Below are 16,561 nucleotides of genomic sequence, written 5' to 3' on the forward strand. Positions count from 1 at the left end.
GGCCCGCCCCAGCGCGCGGCGCCGATCGGCGCCGCCTGGTTGCTCGCCAGCTTGCAGTAACCCTTCTCATTCCAATTCCTCTCTTCATCCAGGCGTCGCCGGCGGGGCCAAGGCTCCTGACCCGCCGGCACACCGCGCGGAGTCCACGTTCATGACCGGTCCCATCCGCCTGACGCAGTACAGCCACGGTGCCGGCTGCGGCTGCAAGATTTCTCCCAAGGTGCTCGACGTGATCCTGGCCGGCAGCGGCGCGCAGCACCTGGACCCGCGCCTGTGGGTCGGCAATGCCTCGCGCGATGACGCGGCGGTGTATGCGCTGGATGGCGCCGATGGCCAGCGCGGCGTGGTGTCCACCACCGACTTCTTCATGCCCATCGTCGACGATCCGTTCGACTTTGGCCGCATCGCGGCCACCAATGCGATCAGCGACATCTACGCCATGGGCGGCGACCCGCTGATGGCCATCGCCATCCTGGGCTGGCCGGTCAACGTGCTGCCGCCCGAGGTGGCGCGCGAGGTGGTGGCGGGCGGGCGCCGCGCCTGCGACGACGCCGGCATTCCGCTGGCGGGCGGTCATTCGATCGACGCGCCCGAGCCCATCTTCGGCCTGGCGGTGACGGGACTGGTCGAGCGCGCACACATGAAGCGCAACGACACCGCCACGCCCGGCTGCCGGCTCTACCTGACCAAGCCGCTCGGCATCGGCGTGCTGACCACGGCCGAGAAGAAGGGACTGCTGCGCGACGACAACCGCCATCTGGCGCGCGACTGGATGTGCGTGCTGAACCGGCCCGGCAGCGCCTTCGGGCGCCTGCCCGGCGTGCGCGCGATGACCGACGTCACCGGCTTCGGCCTGCTCGGCCATCTGGTCGAAATGGCCGACGGCAGCGGCCTGACCGCGCGCCTCGACTATGCCGCGGTGCCGGTGCTCGATGACGTGGCCGACTACATCGGCCAGGGCTGCGTGCCGGGCGGCACCCAGCGCAACTTCGACAGCTACGGCCACCGCATCGCGCCGCTTACCGAGGCGCAACGCGCGCTGCTGTGCGATCCCCAGACCAGCGGCGGCCTGCTGGTCGCGGTCGAGCCCGCCGGCGAAGGCGCGTTCCTGGCCGAATGCCAGCGCCTGGGGCTGGCGCTCGCCCCGATCGGCGAGATGGTGGCGCGCGCCGCACTGGCCGTAGAGATCCGCTGATGCGTCCAGATACCTCTGACTTCCGCGAACTGTTTCTCAGTGGCGTCGCCATGCTTGACGTGCGCGCGCCGCAGGAATTCGCGCGCGGGGCCTTCCCGGGCGCGGTCAACCTGCCGCTGATGGACGATGCCGAGCGCCACGAGGTTGGCCTGTGCTATGCGCAGAAGGGCCAGCAGGCGGCGATCGAACTCGGTCATCAGCTTGTGTCCGGCCAGCGCAAGGCGGCGCGCGTCGCTGCCTGGGTTGAATTTGCACGCGCGCATCCGGATGGCTACTTGTATTGCTTCCGCGGCGGCCTGCGCTCGCAGCTGGTGCAGCAGTGGCTGCGCGACGCGGGCGTCGACTATCCGCGCGTGACCGGCGGTTACAAGGCGATGCGCGGCTTCCTGATCGAAACCATCGATACCGCGGCGGCTACGCAGCCCTGGTTCGTGGTGGGCGGGCTGACCGGCAGTGGCAAGACCGACGTGCTGGCCGACGTGCCCGCGTCGATCGACCTGGAAGGCCACGCGCGCCACCGTGGCTCCGCCTTCGGCCGCCGCGCGCTGCCGCAGCCGCCGCAGATCGATTTCGAGAACGCCCTTGCCATCGACGTGCTGCGTCATCTCGACGCCGGCTGGCGCGCGCTGGTGGTGGAAGACGAAGGCCGCTTCATCGGCAGCCGCGACGTGCCGCAGGCGCTGTCGCAGCGCATGCAGGCCAGTCCGCTGGTGTGGCTGGAAGCACCGTTCGACGCCCGTGTCGAACGCGTGCTGCGCGACTACGTGCAGGGACTGGCGGCGGAATTCATCGACACCAAGGGCAGCGCGCAAGGCTTCGTCGCCTACGCCACCCGCCTGCGCGAAGCGATGTCCGCGATCGCGCCAAGGCTCGGCGGCGCCCGCTACGGCAAGCTGTCGGCACTGCTGGACCAGGCGCTGGCGCGCCAGGCCGAATCCGGCGAGGTAGCGCTGCACCGCGGCTGGATCGAAGTGCTGCTGCGCGATTACTACGACCCGATGTATGACTACCAGCGCGCCCAGCGCGAGGCCCGCATCGTCTTCCGCGGCGACCGCGATGCCGTGACGGACTGGCTGCTGGCGCACACGGCGCGGCGAGGGGAATAGGGCGGCGCTAGGCTGCGCCGGGTCGTAGCCGAATAGAGTCGATGATGGCGTCCCATAGCTGCAGCGCCTCATCATCTGACTGGAATGCCGGCTGATACGGTGTCTGCGGACTGTCCACCGGCTGCTCGAGCACGTGCAGGCCAGCCGTCACGTTTTGCTCGGATAGGGACTTGTTTTTTCCTTGGGATTCCCAGGCGAATACATAAACACGCTGGCCATTGCCCGTCGCGGCGGTTGCATACTCTTCCGCGGGAATCGCACCGACATTGCGTTCGCGCTTGCGCAATACCTTTAGGCCGGCGAGCGGACCGAGTACTGCCTTGGTCAGGAAGTTGTCAACGCGTTCGAGCAGACGGTCTTCTTCGGCGCCAGTGCTGGCGTCAAAGCTGATGAAGGCGTTGGGGTGCTGGGGCAGCGTGATGCCGACCTGCACGCTCTCGGAACGGTAGTCGTTGCCGGCGATAAAGCCTTGGTCGATGCAGAAGCCGGGGCCGGTGGGGATTTCGGTTTCGGAACGCGAACGGATGTTGTCGGCCAAGGTCTTCGCAAGTCGGAGGGCTATCGCCTCTCTACCAGGGGAGACACCCCCGCCATAATGAAAAACGCGCCACGGACTCGCTGCGACAAGGTATGTATCGTCACGCAGCATAGCCTTGCTGTATGGCAATGACCATGACAGTAAGACCTCAGATTCGGTGCCAACCATCGTTCTGCTGACAAACATGGAGCCCTGCGTCTCGTGATGTGCGGCCTTCAAGTCCTTTTCCCGCTGGTCGATCATTGACCGAAGCGTGCCTGGGGTCTGTCCGGGCATCGGTGCGATTTCGTCGCCCCAGATCTTGTAGATAGTGCGTATGGCGGCTTGCGGGGGCAGATCGACAAGGTAGCGACCAAAACAATGGGTGTTCCAGCCAGCCTTTCCGATGGTGGATTGATTCACCGCCGTGTGTGCTTCAACCATTGAGGCTTGCAATGCAAGAGTGCAGGCAGCCGTTGCAAGACACCAGTATCTGGCCAGACGGTGGAACGTTGGGACACGCCGCATTTTTTTTGCTCAAAAGGGCGCCTAAACTGCGCCGGGGCGCAGGCGAATGGAATCGATGATGGCATCCCACAGCTGTAGCGCCTCATCATCGGACTGGAACGCCGGCTGATATGGTGTCTGGGGGCTAACCACCGGTTGCTCGAGCACGCGCAGGCCGGCCGACACGTTTTGCTCGGACAAGGACTTGTTCTTCCCTTGGGATTCCCACGCGAATACATAGACACGCTGGCCATTACCTGTCGCGGCTGTTGCGTACTCTTCGGCAGGAATAGTGCCGACATTCCGCTCGCGCTTGCGCAATACCTTGAGGCCCGCGAGTGGGCCGGCTACTGCCTTGGCCAGGAAGTTGTCAACGCGTTCGAGCAACCGGTCCTCCTCGGCGCCAGTGCTGGCATCAAAGCTGATGAATGCGTTGGGATGTTGGGGCAGCGTGATGCCGACCTGCACGCTCTCGGAACCGTAGTCGTTGCCGGCGATGAATCCCTTGTCGATGCAGAAGCCGGGGCCCGTGGGGATTTCATCATCGGCGCGGGAGCGGATATTGGCGGCGAGCGTGTTCAGGAACGCGACCGCCATGGCTTGCCTGCTAGCCGAGATGTCCCCGCTGTACTTGAACGCTTGCCATGGGCTGGTAGTTGCCAGATAAGCTTCCTCATACATCAGTATGGTGCGCCGTGGGCTGCTCCAGGAAAGCAAGCTTGTCGAGCCATTGCCATGATCGATACGGCGCACCAGCATGCTTCCGGCCGTGTCATGGCTCATTGACTGCAAAGCAATGGCGCGTTTGTCTACTTTGTCTTGAAGCGATGGGGCGTTGATGCCTGGTAAGCGCTCGATTTCGGTGCCCCACAATTTGTACGCGGCACGGACTTCCGCTTGTGGCGGCAAGTCGACAAGGTAGCGCCCAAAGCAGTGAGTTTTCCATCCCGATTTATCCATCAGAATATTCCTCGGCGTTTTGGCATGACCGGTGCTTAAGATTACCGTCGCCATACACGCAGCCATAGCAGTTAGGAGAAAGCGGTGCGTCATGATGGTTCGCTAGGATGCCAATTTGCCGACTGGGCAATTTTAATGATGCCAAACAAGCTAGCCCACTGTGATCTCGGGTCGTTATAGCTGCCTTGGTGATCATAGCCCTTGCGGGCAATATTGGCGGCACCACTTCCATCGGAACCGTGTCGGAAGCTCGCCTTTACTCCTGCGAGGGCACCGGCATCACGAGGCGCTTCTCCAGAGTACGCAGAGACAGTACCGTCTCCCTTTCCTGGTGCTACGGTGAGGGTGGGAGCATCGCCCATTGCCGCCTTGCGATAGCTCCCATTGCCATCATCCCACCTCGTCTTGCTTGGTTGACTATTTCCGCGCCAGACAATGTGCTGCCAACTGTGCATCGACTTGCTGCCGTCGGCGCCGTAATGTACATAGGTCTCTGGACAATACGCGCCGGCGATCTCCCGATGAAAATCCTCGATTTTCCCAATGAGCTCATTGAAGCGGTCGCGAGGACCTAGCGGAACAATGCTCGCGTCCTCTGTCAGATCGAGAAATTTGGAGTTATGGTCCGGCACTAGTCCATACCATGCGGGATTGCAGTAAATCTCTCTGTATGGATCACCTGCGCGCGGGTATGCGGATGCAAAGCCCCCTTCATCTGCACCAACGTTTCCATCGTTGTCTTGTAGAAACAGCCATGGTTTTCCATCGTGGTGATCGAAGCTCGGGCAAAGCTCAAGCGCTCCAGCTGAATTTGCCACGACAGCGGTAACCTCCCCAGCATTGGAGCCCAGAATCAACTGTTCAGGCCCCTCGTAGCCCGCACGCATGTGATGGTAAATCGCCGGCGCCCCTGTCGCCGGCAGCACGCCATGGACCACACCTAGCACCTTCTCATAGCCGACAAGATTCGTAAGCGCGCGCGCAACGAGCCCGCCCATGGAATGCGTAACCAGGATGACCTTGTCGGCTGGGACGGGCGGCTTCTGTTCGCGGTAATGCCTCAGCACCGTGTTTTCGATGTATTGCCTGACGTCTTCGGCAGACTTTCGGTTGGATTGAAGCCAGTTGTAGCCGGCGCACCAGACATCGAAGTCATAGCGTGCTGCTTTCATGAGTTCCGGTTCCGTCAAAGGCGGCTGTCCGGTTTCCTCACCATAGTCACCGGGCGGGCGCAGGCCTTCAGTCGACCACCATCCTTGCAGCGTGCGGTTTGCAACGATGCGGCTGGTGCGCGCCTCCAGTAACCCCATGACCGGGTTATAGGAGGTGCGCAGCACGCTGCCCCAGCCTCGCTTGCGCGCGGTTTCCTTTGCGAGTCCCGATTCCCCGACGTCAATAGAGCCTCCGTCGTCCACAGTCAAATCTTCCGCTTTCAGGATTTGCTGCCGTTGCTTTGGTCCTCGTATGCCCCATGTCGCCAAGGCGGCGACGACGCCGAGTATGTCGGCCAGGTTCAGGCTCATATTCGGTGGCCGCCAGACAGCATTGCCTGTCTTTTTGTTCTTCAGGTTGGTTCCCATGATGCCGGGCAGGAACACGATCGGGATCACTGCGGGCAGCTTGGTCTCGATAACCTTGGTTCGTGTGTCCTCGGTGGGTGTCAGGTGTGTGTCAAAGACCGGTCGCCCATCGATATCGCGCGTGCGGGATATCACGACTTCTGGATCGGACGAATTGCGCTCGTTTTGCATTGCCTCCTCAGCCCTTTTGGTCACGCGTGTACTTTCCAAGTACGCGCAACTGAACATGCTCCATCGAAATGCCTCGCTGTTTCGGCAAGCGGCCCTCGCTGTCTGTCACAAGCTTGATGCGTGCGCCATCGTTCCGGCGCAGTTCAACTTGCACGTTTCTCAGCGGCTCTCCGGTGATTTCGTCCCTCAGAAGGTAGGCGTCATCGAACGGCGTTTGGGGCCACGTATTCATCTCTCTTGAGGCATGGGTCGGCCCTTCGAACTTCCTCTGCGCCGCCTTATAGATAATCGGGCCGGGACACTCGAAGGTGATATTCCCGCCCTCAATCGTGATGGCTGCCCCGCCCGCGGTCGCGATGCGAATGCGCTTGGCCGCGGCAAAGTCCACATTCATGTTGGCCGACACAATGGTCAGGTCCTCCCGCGCCGCCAGCTTCAGCAAATCGTGCTGCGCCTGGAGATCGATATCGCCTTGGCCTGCCGTCAGTTGCAGGCCGACGTTGCCGTCGCCGGCCGAAGACAGTCCTGCGGCCACGCCAATCGCCTGTCCAGCATGAAGGCGTGCCTGTCCCGCCACGGCAACATTGTTGTCCTGGCCGCTGGCGAGCACGACGCTTTCCCCACTGGCGATTTGCAAGTCCTGGCCTGCCACCATAGCGACGCCAGCCCTGCCGTTGAGGTGGACCATTGGCTCGCTTTGGTGCGGCACCTTGCCCGGTGTGCAGGTATTGCCGCCAGCCGCATCCTCCTTTGCCGCTTCCAGCGATTGCCCATCGACCATGCCGGCTGCTGCTTTGGCTTGCTTCGCAAGCGGCGAATCGACACCCTTGCCGGTCGACAGGGCTTGGGTCTGGTGCGTAGTCGCGCCATCGCTGAGCGTCTTGACCAGATCGCCCGCCTGCCGCAGCAGTGCGATACCGGCAGCGTTGTCGCCGGTCGGCAGTACGTGGCCCGTGACGGCATCGCGATAGGTCGTCAACAGCAGCCCAGCCCGGCCACGGACCGCGGCGTAGCCATCGGTACGCAGCTCGAACCCTTGGCCCCTGAAACTGCCGCGGCGGTTGTCCTGCTGGTGAATCACGTGGCCGAGATTGAGCTGGGTGGCTTGTTCGGTCGTGGCGAGTTGCGTGCGCAGTTGCTCATCCGTGTCGTCGAACACCAGCTGGTTGTAGCCCTTGCCGCCGTGCTCCTGGCTCTTGAAGCCGGTCAGCGCGGCGTCGTTGCGATGGCCTTCCGGGTCCGTGCTCATGCCGTGCCACGCCGGGCTGTTGCCGCCGGCAAGGTTGCCCTGCGCGCTGGGCTGGCTGTCGGAGCCCATTGCATAGATGCCGCTGGCGTCATAGGGCTGGGCGAACGTGGTGCCACTCATGGACCTGCCGCCCGGCGTGGGGGCGATGCCGGCTTCGCCCTGGCCGTTGTACAGCGCACCGATCACGAACGGCTGGTCGATGTCGTTGTCCGTGAACTTGACCAGCACCTCCTGGCCGATACGCGGCAGCCATTGCCAGCCCATGCCGGCGCCGGCCTGGCGCTGCGCGACGCGGATCCAGCGGCTGCCGCGGTCGTCGGCGCGCTCGCCGCGCTGCCAGGGGAAGCGCACGCGGATCTGCCCGCGCGGGCTGGCGTGGTGTTCGGCGTTGCCATCGGCCTGCGTCTGCCCGTCCGGGCCGACCACGATTGCGGTATGGGCACCAAGCGGAGTAGCCCGGCTATAGAGGCGCGGACAATCGCCCTCCAGCACGGCCGCGCGCCATGGGCGGCGCGCATCGAAGGCGCGGAAAAGCGCCGCATAGCCGTGTTCCCGTGCGGCCGTGGGCAGGGAGTCGGCCGGTACCAGCCGCTCGGCGGCGTCGTCGAAGAAGCTGTTCATCAGGCCGGCGGTGGTTGCCACGGCATCTGGAGCCGGCGGCGGCGTGTCGAAGCACAATGCCGCTTCCAGCGGCCCGATCCGGTCGGCGAGCGCGGCACGCGTTTCCACGGCGAGATTATTGATGCCGCAGTGTTCTACCGCATCGAGCAGCAGCGGGTACCCCGCCGTATCGTCCGGTTGGGGCGGCAGATGCGGGCAATCCGTGACGGTCAGGCGCGTGCCGCTGCGCAGCGTGCGTACGGAGCCGCTGCCGGTGAAGACCAGCGCGCGGGCTTCGATCGCTTCCATCACCTGTTCGGCGACACGCTGCGCGCTGGCCGCGTCCGGCGCCAGCGACAGGCTCACTGAAAAATAGGGATCCGGACTTACGGCACGGCCGGAAAAAACGCCGTAGCGCGACGGCGCATGCCCACGGATCGCGCGCTTGGCTTCGGGGTCCCAGGCACTGACCGCCACGCCGCCGACCGCGGCACGCGTCTCACAGATCAACTGCTGGATCGCATCGGCCGATTCCTGGCTATGCGCACGGTGGTAGCGGATGCCGCCGCCGGCCGCAGATTCGGGGTCTTCCGGCAATTCCGCGCTGTCGGCGAAGATCACCACGGCATGGCCGAAGGGAGATTCGTCGTCTTCCACCACGGTATATCCGAGACCGGCCTCAGCCAGCAGGCGCGACAAGAATTGGTAGTCGGTCTCGCGGAATTGCGCGATGTGGTCGCGTTCACCGAACGCGGCGATGCGGGCTTCGGCTCCGGCGGCGTAACGCCAGTGTGCATACGGCGCATAGTCCTGAAGAACGGCTTCGATGATGCTGTCGAGCGTGCGCTTCTGGAACACCTGGCTGTGGCGCTGCTGCGTGGTCAGCCACAGCCAAGGGATCACGGTCAGGCGATAGCGCGCGAGGCTGCCGTCGGCACTAAGCTTCTCGGCCTGCCGGATCAGGCCGGTGCGGCGTGACTGGCCACCGCCGGCAAGCGTGGTTAGCAACGTGACGCGCTGCCCCATCAGACTGTCCAGCGCGATATCGACATTGGCGCTGACCGCAACGACGCGCCATTCGAACAGCGCCGAGATGGCATCGCGGCCGATCCAGGCTTCGACCGCTAGTTCGCGGATAACACCCTCGCCTTCGAGTGCAAACAAGCGATGGGCCGCGCTGAAGAGCTGCTGGTAAAGGGTGGCTGCATCCATTCGCTTTCCGAATTCCTTGCGTCCATCGCAACACATCGTGCCATCAGAATAAATGGCAAATATGTCAAAAATAGTTCGCAGTATTCTAGAGCCGCGCGCTAATGCCGGGCAGCGGAAAATTCTGCGTATGCAGCCGCCGCGCCTGCCGCATGCACGATCGCCGTGAGGGCAGGGGGATAGGAAGAAACGGGAGATTATTCGGGGCCACGCTGGCGCCTGGCTGCGCCGGCCGCATCGTTCAGCGGCGAAGTGCCGGGCTCAGTGGCCGCCGCAAACCGGGCAATCCGGCGTGCGCGCCAGCCGCATGGTGGTCCATTCCATCGACAGCGCATTGACCATCAGCAGCCGGCCGGCGAGGCTGTCGCCCACGTCGGCAAGCAGCTTGAGGGCCTCGGCTGCCTGCACGGTGCCGACCATGCCGACCAGTGGTGCGAACACGCCCATGGTGGCGCAGGCGACTTCCGGCGCGGGCTCGGCCGGCGGGAACAGGCAGGCGTAGCACGGCGCGTCGGGCTGGCGGCGGTCGAAGACGCTGATCTGGCCGTCGAAGCGCAGCGCGGCGCCGGATACCAGCGGGACCTTGTGGTGCACGCAGGCGCGGTTGACGGCCTGGCGCGTGGCGAAGTTGTCGCAGCAGTCGAGCACCACGCTGGCCGACGCCACCAACTGGTCCAGTTCGGCATCGCCCACGCGCGCCGGCACCGTGACGATGTCCAGGCCGGGGTTGATGCGCAGCATGCCTTCGCGGGCGGAGTCGACCTTGGGCCGGCCCACGTTGGCGGTGGTGTGGATGATCTGGCGCTGCAGGTTGGTCAGGTCGACCTCGTCGTTGTCAACCACGGTGATGCGGCCGACGCCGGCCGAGGCCAGGAAGGGCAGGGCGGCGGCGCCGAGGCCACCGGCGCCGATCACCACCGCGTGGCCGGCCAGCAAGCGACGCTGGCCTTCGATGCCCAGCTCGTCGAGCAGGATATGGCGCGAATAGCGCAGCAGCTGTTCGTCGTCGAGGCCGTCGGACGGGTCGTCCTGCGGGCCTGCGTGGGTCGCGTCGCTCATGCCGGCAGCCTCACTGAAAGGCCTGTGGAATTTACGGTGCCTTGCCGGTCGGCGTGCCCAGCGGCTCGCCGATCGGCGCGCTGGCGGGCGGCTGCTTGCCGGGGGCCGGCGCCGCCGGCTTGGCGGCCGGTACGCTGGCGCCCTTGGCGCCGCTCTTGCCCGTGGGCTTGGCGGCCTTGCCGTTGTCGGCCGGCGGGTTCGTTTCCAGCTTCGACTTGGAGCGCTTGACCGGCTGGCCGTTGAGCTGGGCGATCGCCTGCTGCAGCATGAAGTCGTCGGCCGAGCCGAATTCCACCGGCTTCTTGCGGCGCTCTTTTTCGCGCTCTTCCGGGGTCTTCTTGGCGTTCTCTTCTTCCAGGCGGCGCAGTTCCTCGACGCGGCGCTGCTCGCGCTCGGTCATTTCGGGCTCTTCCGATTCCTGCTTGTTGTGCAGGTGACGCTCGGTGTCGATCTCGCGCGTGATCAGCGCGTCGTCCGGATCGCCTTCGGGGTTCTGGTCGACCGGGATATCGGGGCGGATGCCCTTGGCCTGGATCGACTTGCCGCTCGGCGTGTAGTAGTACGCGATGGTCAGCTTGATGCCGGTATCGTTGGTAAGCGGGCGCACGGTCTGCACCGAGCCCTTGCCGAAGGTGGTCTTGCCCATGATCTGGGCGCGGTGGTGGTCCTGCAGCGCGCCGGCGACGATCTCGGAGGCCGAGGCGGAGTAGGCGTTGGTCAGCACCACCATCGGGATCTTCTTGTACAGCGCGGGCAGGTCCTTGAGCGGATCATCTTCCAGCGACGACAGGCGGTAGTTGTTGTACGTTGCCTTGTACACGCGCTTGGCATCGGGCACCTGGCCGTTGGTCGACACCACCGTGGCGTCTTCCGGCAGGAACGCCGCGGCCACGCCGACCGCGCCCTGCAGCACGCCGCCGCCGTTGTTGCGCAGGTCCAGCACCAGGCCCTTCATGTTGGGGTTCTTCTGCGCCAGCTCGGTGAGCTTGCGCGCCAGGTCGGAAATGGTGCGTTCCTGGAAGCTGGTCAGGCGGATCCAGCCGATATTGTTGTCCAGCATCTTGGCCTTGACCGACTGCACGCGGATCTCGGCGCGCGTGATCGAGACCGGGAAGGTGCGTTCCTCGCTCTTGCGGTAGATCGTCAGCGTGACCTTGGTGCCGGGCTCGCCACGCATGCGCTTGACCGCCTGCTCCAGCGGCAGGCCGCGCACGGGCTTGTCGTCGATACGGGTGATCAGGTCGCCGGGCTGGATGCCGGCGCGGAAGGCGGGCGTGTCCTCGATCGGGTTGATCACCTTGACCAGGCCTTCTTCCTGCGAGATCTCGATGCCCAGGCCGGCAAAGCGCCCGCGCGTGCCTTCCTGCAGTTCCTTGAAATCCTTCTCGTCGAGGTAGGACGAATGCGGGTCGAGGCTGGCGACCATGCCCTTGATGGCTTCGGTCAGCAGCTTCTTGTCATCGACCGGTTCCACGTACTCGCGCTTGATCTGCCCGAAGATATCGGCCATCAGCCGCAACTGGTCCAGCGGCAGGGGCCCCGATGAATTCTGCGCGGTCGCCGAAATCTGCAGCGTGGCGAGCACGCCGGCGACGAGGCCGACAGAAACTAGGCTGATGTTCTTGAGCGTCTTGCGCATGAGGGCTGCCTGAACTTGTACGCGAAGTACGGGTGTACGGTATGGGGATTATGCCGGCTGCGGCCGCCCGGCGCCGGGCGGTTTGTCCGACAGTATAAGTGCGAGTGGAGAAATGGGCCTGTCCCGTCCCGGCTCAGGGTGGGCGGCCGCACATCCTGGCGCGGCCACCCGGGCGGATCTCAGCGTGCCTTGCCCTGGCTGGCCACGGCCGCCAGCGAGGCGGCGATGGCTTCCTGGTCGCCCAGGTAGTAGTGGCGCAGGGGGCGCAGGTCGGCGTCGAGCTCGTAGACGAGGGGGGTGCCGTTGGGAATATTGAGGCCGACGATGTCGTCATCCGAAATCTGGTCCAGGTATTTCACCAGCGCGCGGATGCTGTTGCCATGGGCGGCGATCACCACGCGCTTGCCGGATTGGATGTCGGGGGCGATGGATTCGTTCCACAGGGGCATCACGCGGGCCACGGTGTCCTTCAGGCACTCGGTCAGCGGGATTTCGTTGCGCGGCACATTGGCGTAGCGCGGATCGTCGTACGAGGCGCGCGGATCGGTCGGCTCCAGCGCCGGCGGCGGCGTGTCGTAGCTGCGGCGCCAGACCAGCACCTGTTCGTCGCCGAACTTGGCGGCGGTCTCGGACTTGTTCAGGCCGGCCAGGGCGCCGTAGTGGCGCTCGTTCAGGCGCCATTCGTTGCGCACCGGAATCCACATCAGGTCCATTTCATCCTGCACGTGCCAGAGCGTGCGGATGGCGCGCTTGAGCACCGAGGTGTAGGCCACGTCGAAGCCCATGCCGGCTTCCTTGAGCAGCTTGCCGGCCTGGCGCGCCTGGTCGGCGCCGGTTTCGGTCAGGTCGACGTCGACCCAGCCGGTGAAGCGGTTTTCGAGGTTCCACGTGGATTCGCCGTGGCGGATGAGGACGAGCTTGTACATGCTGCTGCTTCCAGAGAGTAGATAACCTGCATGCGTCCGCGCCGTCACCTGGAGTAGCCGTGAAACGGGCCATGACGGGATTCGGTAAACATCCCATGTCTCGGACAGGCGACAATGGCGGATGGCCGTGCAGCGGCAGGGCCTGGACGCCAAACCGCGTATTTTATAATGCCGCCGACCCAACCTACCGGAAAGCCAACGTGAATTTCTTCGCCGACTATAACAACCTCGCCCTGATCGCCCTCGCCGTGGTGTCGGGCGGCCTGCTGGCCTGGCCCGCGATCTCGCGCAGCGCGGGCGGCAAGTCGGTCAATACGGCCACCGCGACCCAGATGATCAACAAGCGCGGCGCGGTCGTGGTCGACATCCGCGAGCCCGCGGAGTACGCCAAGGGCCACCTGCCGCAGGCCAAGAGCGCGCCGCTGGCCGAGCTGGCCTCGCGCGCGGCCGGGCTTGCAAAGGACAAGGCCGCCCCCATCATCGTCGTATGCCAGACCGGCCAGCGCTCGGGCAAGGCCCAGGCAGCGCTGAAGGAAGCCGGTTACAGTGAGATCTACGCGCTCGAGGGCGGCATTGCCGCCTGGCAGCAGGCGGGCCTGCCGCTGGTGAAGTAAGCCCGGCAACCTGTCGTAACCGTCACGGCGTGCCCCGGCCAGGCCGGGCGCGCACATTGCATTCAAGGAGACCCCACATGGCCCGCGTCGTCATGTACAGCACCATGGTGTGCCCGTATTGCGTCATGGCTGAACGCCTGCTCAAGTCCCGCGGCGTGGAAACGATCGAGAAGATCCTGATCGACCGCGAACCGGGCAAGCGTGAAGAGATGATGACCCGCACCGGCCGCCGCACCGTGCCGCAGATCTACATCGACGACACCCACGTGGGCGGCTTCGACGACCTCTCGGCGCTCGACCGCCAGGGCGGGCTGGTGCCGCTGCTGGCCGCCTGAGCCGGCGCCTTGAGACGGCCCTTGCGCAGAATCGTCTGATTTCGCGCGGGCTGGTTCCGCCATCCCCTCCGGCGCGGGTGAATTCGCCACTCGCGTCATGTACCATATGCGTTTTCCAACCGGGAACCGGCCGGCCCTGCACGACGCAGGCGCTGCCGCCGCCGTCCCCGACACGCATCCAGCCCATCCTCCCGGAAGCCTTTCATGAGCGACCAGCAAAACACCCAGCAGGACGATCAACCTTTCTTCAACATCCAGCGCGTCTACCTGAAGGATATGTCGCTGGAGCAGCCCAACTCGCCGGCGATCTTCCTGGAATCGGAAGCCCCGTCGGTCGAAGTGCAGGTCAACGTCGGCGCTTCGCAGCTGCAGGAAGGCATCTTCGAAGTGGTGGTGACCGGCACCGTGACGACCAAGGTGCAGGACAAGGTCGCCTTCCTGGTTGAAGCGCACCAGGCCGGTATCTTCGATATCCGCAACGTGCCGGTCGAGCAGCTCGATCCGCTGCTGGGCATTGCCTGCCCCACCATCCTCTACCCGTACCTGCGCGGCAATATCGCCGACGTGATCACGCGCGCCGGCTTCCAGGCCATCCACCTGTCGGAAATCAACTTCCAGGCGCTGTACGAGCAACGCCTGCAGGCCGCCATGGAAGAGGCGCAGGGTGGTGCCGAAGGCGGCAACAGCGGCATCGTGATGCCCGACGGCAGCCAGGCCCGCCACTGATCCCGGCGTTCTGCGCCATCCACTGAAACGGGGCTGCGGCCCCGTTTTGCCTTTGGGCTACCATCGTTGGCGCAAGCGGCCCAAGCGCTTGCGACGCCAACCACTGTTCGAGCTGCCATGAAACTGACCTTCCTCGGTGCCGGGGCGTGGGGCACCGCCCTCGCCAGCCATGCCGCGGCCACCAATGACGTGGTGTTGTGGGGACGCGACCCGGCGCAGCTCGCGGCGCTCGCGGCCACGCGCGAGAACGCCGCCTACCTGCCCGGCGTGACACTGTCCGAACGGCTGGCGGTGCAGGCGGATTTCGAGCAGGCGGTCGCGCACGCTGCCGACGATGCGGACGGCATCGTGGTGGTGGCGACGCCGGTGGCGGGCCTGCGCGAGATGACGCGCCGGCTGGCCGCGCGCGGCGCGAAGCCGGTGTCGATGCTGTGGCTGTGCAAGGGCTTCGAGGCCGGCACCCATCTGCTGCCGCACCAGATGGTGCGGGCCGAACTCGATGCCGCCGGGCGCACCAAGGGCTTTGCCTATGGCGTGCTGACCGGCCCCAGCTTTGCCCGCGAGGTGGCGCTGGGGCTGCCGTGCGCACTGACCGTGGCCGGCACCGAGCCGTCGCTGGCGGACCGCGCCCAGGCGGCCTTCCACCATCACGCCATGCGCATCTATGGCAGCGATGACCTGACCGGCGTGGAAGTCGGCGGCGCGGTCAAGAACGTGCTGGCGATCGCCACCGGCGCCAGCGACGGGCTGGGGCTGGGGCTGAACGCGCGCGCCGCGCTGGTGACGCGCGGGCTGGCCGAGATGACGCGGCTGGGACTGGCGCTGGGCGGCCGGGTCGAGACCTTCATGGGCCTGGCCGGCGTCGGCGACCTGATCCTGACCGCCACCGGCGACCTGTCGCGCAACCGCAAGGTCGGCCAGCAGCTGGCGGCGGGGCAGAGCCTGGAACAGATCCTGGCCGGGCTGGGGCACGTTGCCGAAGGCGTGCGCTGTGCCCAGGCGGTGGCCGAGCTGGCCGCCACGCACGGCATCGAGATGCCGATCGCGCGCGCGGTCTGCGCGGTGCTGTTCGACGGCCTCAGCGCCGCCGACGCAGTGGCGCAGCTGCTGCAGCGCGACGCGCGCGACGAATGAGCGCCCCCCCTTTCCACCTGTTTCTGAGTCTACGCATCGCATGTCAACACGACGCCAGGCGCTGATCGCGCTCGCTGCCGCCTGCGCCGCCGGCGCCTCCGGCAGCGCTTTCGCCCAACCGTGGCCGGCGCGGCCGCTGCGCATGGTGGTGCCGTTCCCGCCGGGCTCGTCGCCCGACCTGATCGCGCGCATCCTGACCGAAAAGCTGGCCGCAGCGCTGGGCCAGCCGGTGGTGGTGGAAAACCGCCCCGGCGCCGGCGGCAATATCGGCACCGGCATCGTCGCGCGCGCCGCGCCGGACGGCTACACGCTGCTGTTCACCATCAACGGCCCGCTGGTGACCGCGCCCACGCTGTCGCGCAACCTCAACTACGACCCGTTCCGCCAGCTGGCGCCGGTCACGCTGGTAGCGACCTCGCCCAACGTGCTGGTGGTCGATGCAAGGCTGCCGGTGCACAACCTGCGCGAGTTCGTCGCGCTGGCGCGGTCCCGGGCGGGGGAACTGAACTATGGCTCGCCCGGCAATGGCAGCGCCTCGCACCTGGCGATGGAGCAGCTGAAGGCGATGGCGGGCGTCGACCTGCAGCACGTGCCGTATCCCGGCTTTCCGCAGATCACCGCGGCGATGGTCGGCGGGCAGGTGCAGGCGGCCTTCATGGTGCCGGCGATCGCGATGCCGCAGGTCAACGCCGGCAAGCTGCGCGTGCTGGCGGTGACCACCACCGGGCGCACCGCGGTACTGCCGTCGGTGCCTACGGTGGCGGAGTCGGGCTACCCCGGTTTCGAGGCGATTTCGTGGCAGGCCGTGCTGGCGCCCGCGGGTACGCCGCAGGCGGTGATCGACCGGCTCTACCGCGAACTGGTGGCGATCATCGGCAGCGCTGACGTGCGCGACAGGATGCGCGCGCAGTATTTCGTGCCGGCCGGCACCGCGCCGGCATCGCTGCGGCAGACCATGGCGAGCGAGAAGGCGCGCTGGGACAAGGTGATCCGGGCAGCCGGCGTGCAGCCGGAGTAAGGCGCCGCGGCAGGCT

General features: G+C 65.8%; 14 protein-coding genes. 7 read left to right on the forward strand and 7 right to left on the reverse strand.

Going from position 1 to position 16,561, the window contains the following annotated elements:
• The first annotated feature begins 151 nt into the window (after window positions 1-151).
• Both selD and mnmH read left to right on the forward strand, forming a co-directional pair.
• The gene (selD, locus tag A2G96_RS02755; protein ID WP_062796553.1) at window positions 152-1,195 is read left to right on the forward strand and encodes a selenide, water dikinase SelD; all 1,044 of its coding nucleotides are present in this window, start codon (window positions 152-154) and stop codon (window positions 1,193-1,195) included.
• Complete coding sequence (mnmH, locus tag A2G96_RS02760) at window positions 1,195-2,301, forward strand: tRNA 2-selenouridine(34) synthase MnmH (RefSeq protein WP_062796555.1); 1,107 nt, start codon at window positions 1,195-1,197, stop codon at window positions 2,299-2,301. Before selD ends, mnmH begins: the two co-directional genes overlap by 1 nt.
• Before the next feature lie 7 nt (window positions 2,302-2,308).
• On the opposite strand, the gene A2G96_RS02765 is transcribed toward mnmH, so the two are convergent.
• From A2G96_RS02765 to gpmA, 7 genes are all read right to left on the reverse strand, one after another.
• Entirely contained in the window at window positions 2,309-3,262 is a 954-nt protein-coding gene (locus A2G96_RS02765; protein WP_231909609.1) for a T6SS immunity protein Tli4 family protein, read from the reverse strand.
• A 105-nt stretch (window positions 3,263-3,367) separates the two neighbouring features.
• Window positions 3,368-4,285, reverse strand: coding sequence for a T6SS immunity protein Tli4 family protein (locus A2G96_RS33035; protein WP_167354347.1), 918 nt, complete (start codon window positions 4,283-4,285; stop codon window positions 3,368-3,370).
• 89 nt (window positions 4,286-4,374) lie between these two features.
• The gene (locus A2G96_RS32180) at window positions 4,375-6,036 is read right to left on the reverse strand and encodes an esterase/lipase family protein (protein ID WP_082818828.1); all 1,662 of its coding nucleotides are present in this window, start codon (window positions 6,034-6,036) and stop codon (window positions 4,375-4,377) included.
• 7 nt (window positions 6,037-6,043) lie between these two features.
• Window positions 6,044-9,097, reverse strand: a complete 3,054-nt coding sequence (locus A2G96_RS02780) for a type VI secretion system Vgr family protein (RefSeq protein ID WP_062796562.1) — start codon at window positions 9,095-9,097, stop codon at window positions 6,044-6,046.
• Between the two features lie 258 nt (window positions 9,098-9,355).
• Complete coding sequence (locus A2G96_RS02785) at window positions 9,356-10,153, reverse strand: HesA/MoeB/ThiF family protein (RefSeq protein WP_062796564.1); 798 nt, start codon at window positions 10,151-10,153, stop codon at window positions 9,356-9,358.
• Window positions 10,154-10,184: 31 nt separating this feature from the next.
• Window positions 10,185-11,792, reverse strand: a complete 1,608-nt coding sequence (locus A2G96_RS02790) for a S41 family peptidase (protein WP_062796566.1) — start codon at window positions 11,790-11,792, stop codon at window positions 10,185-10,187.
• Window positions 11,793-11,971: 179 nt separating this feature from the next.
• Window positions 11,972-12,718, reverse strand: coding sequence for a 2,3-diphosphoglycerate-dependent phosphoglycerate mutase (gene gpmA / locus A2G96_RS02795; RefSeq protein WP_062796568.1), 747 nt, complete (start codon window positions 12,716-12,718; stop codon window positions 11,972-11,974).
• Window positions 12,719-12,918: 200 nt separating this feature from the next.
• On the opposite strand from gpmA, the gene A2G96_RS02800 reads away from it, so the two are divergent.
• The 5 genes from A2G96_RS02800 (at window position 12,919) to A2G96_RS02820 (ending at window position 16,545) form a co-directional block, all read left to right on the forward strand.
• Entirely contained in the window at window positions 12,919-13,332 is a 414-nt protein-coding gene (locus A2G96_RS02800) for a rhodanese-like domain-containing protein (RefSeq protein ID WP_062796570.1), read from the forward strand.
• A gap of 77 nt (window positions 13,333-13,409) precedes the next feature.
• On the forward strand, window positions 13,410-13,667 hold the full coding sequence (gene grxC, locus A2G96_RS02805) for a glutaredoxin 3 (RefSeq protein ID WP_062796572.1): 258 nt from the start codon (window positions 13,410-13,412) through the stop codon (window positions 13,665-13,667).
• Between the two features lie 204 nt (window positions 13,668-13,871).
• Window positions 13,872-14,393, forward strand: coding sequence for a protein-export chaperone SecB (secB, locus tag A2G96_RS02810; RefSeq protein WP_062796574.1), 522 nt, complete (start codon window positions 13,872-13,874; stop codon window positions 14,391-14,393).
• Window positions 14,394-14,510: 117 nt separating this feature from the next.
• Window positions 14,511-15,527, forward strand: coding sequence for an NAD(P)H-dependent glycerol-3-phosphate dehydrogenase (locus tag A2G96_RS02815; protein ID WP_062796576.1), 1,017 nt, complete (start codon window positions 14,511-14,513; stop codon window positions 15,525-15,527).
• Window positions 15,528-15,567: 40 nt separating this feature from the next.
• Entirely contained in the window at window positions 15,568-16,545 is a 978-nt protein-coding gene (locus A2G96_RS02820) for a Bug family tripartite tricarboxylate transporter substrate binding protein (RefSeq protein WP_062796578.1), read from the forward strand.
• Window positions 16,546-16,561: the final 16 nt, after the last annotated feature.

Source organism: Cupriavidus nantongensis (assembly GCF_001598055.1).
GTDB classification, from domain to species: domain Bacteria; phylum Pseudomonadota; class Gammaproteobacteria; order Burkholderiales; family Burkholderiaceae; genus Cupriavidus; species Cupriavidus nantongensis.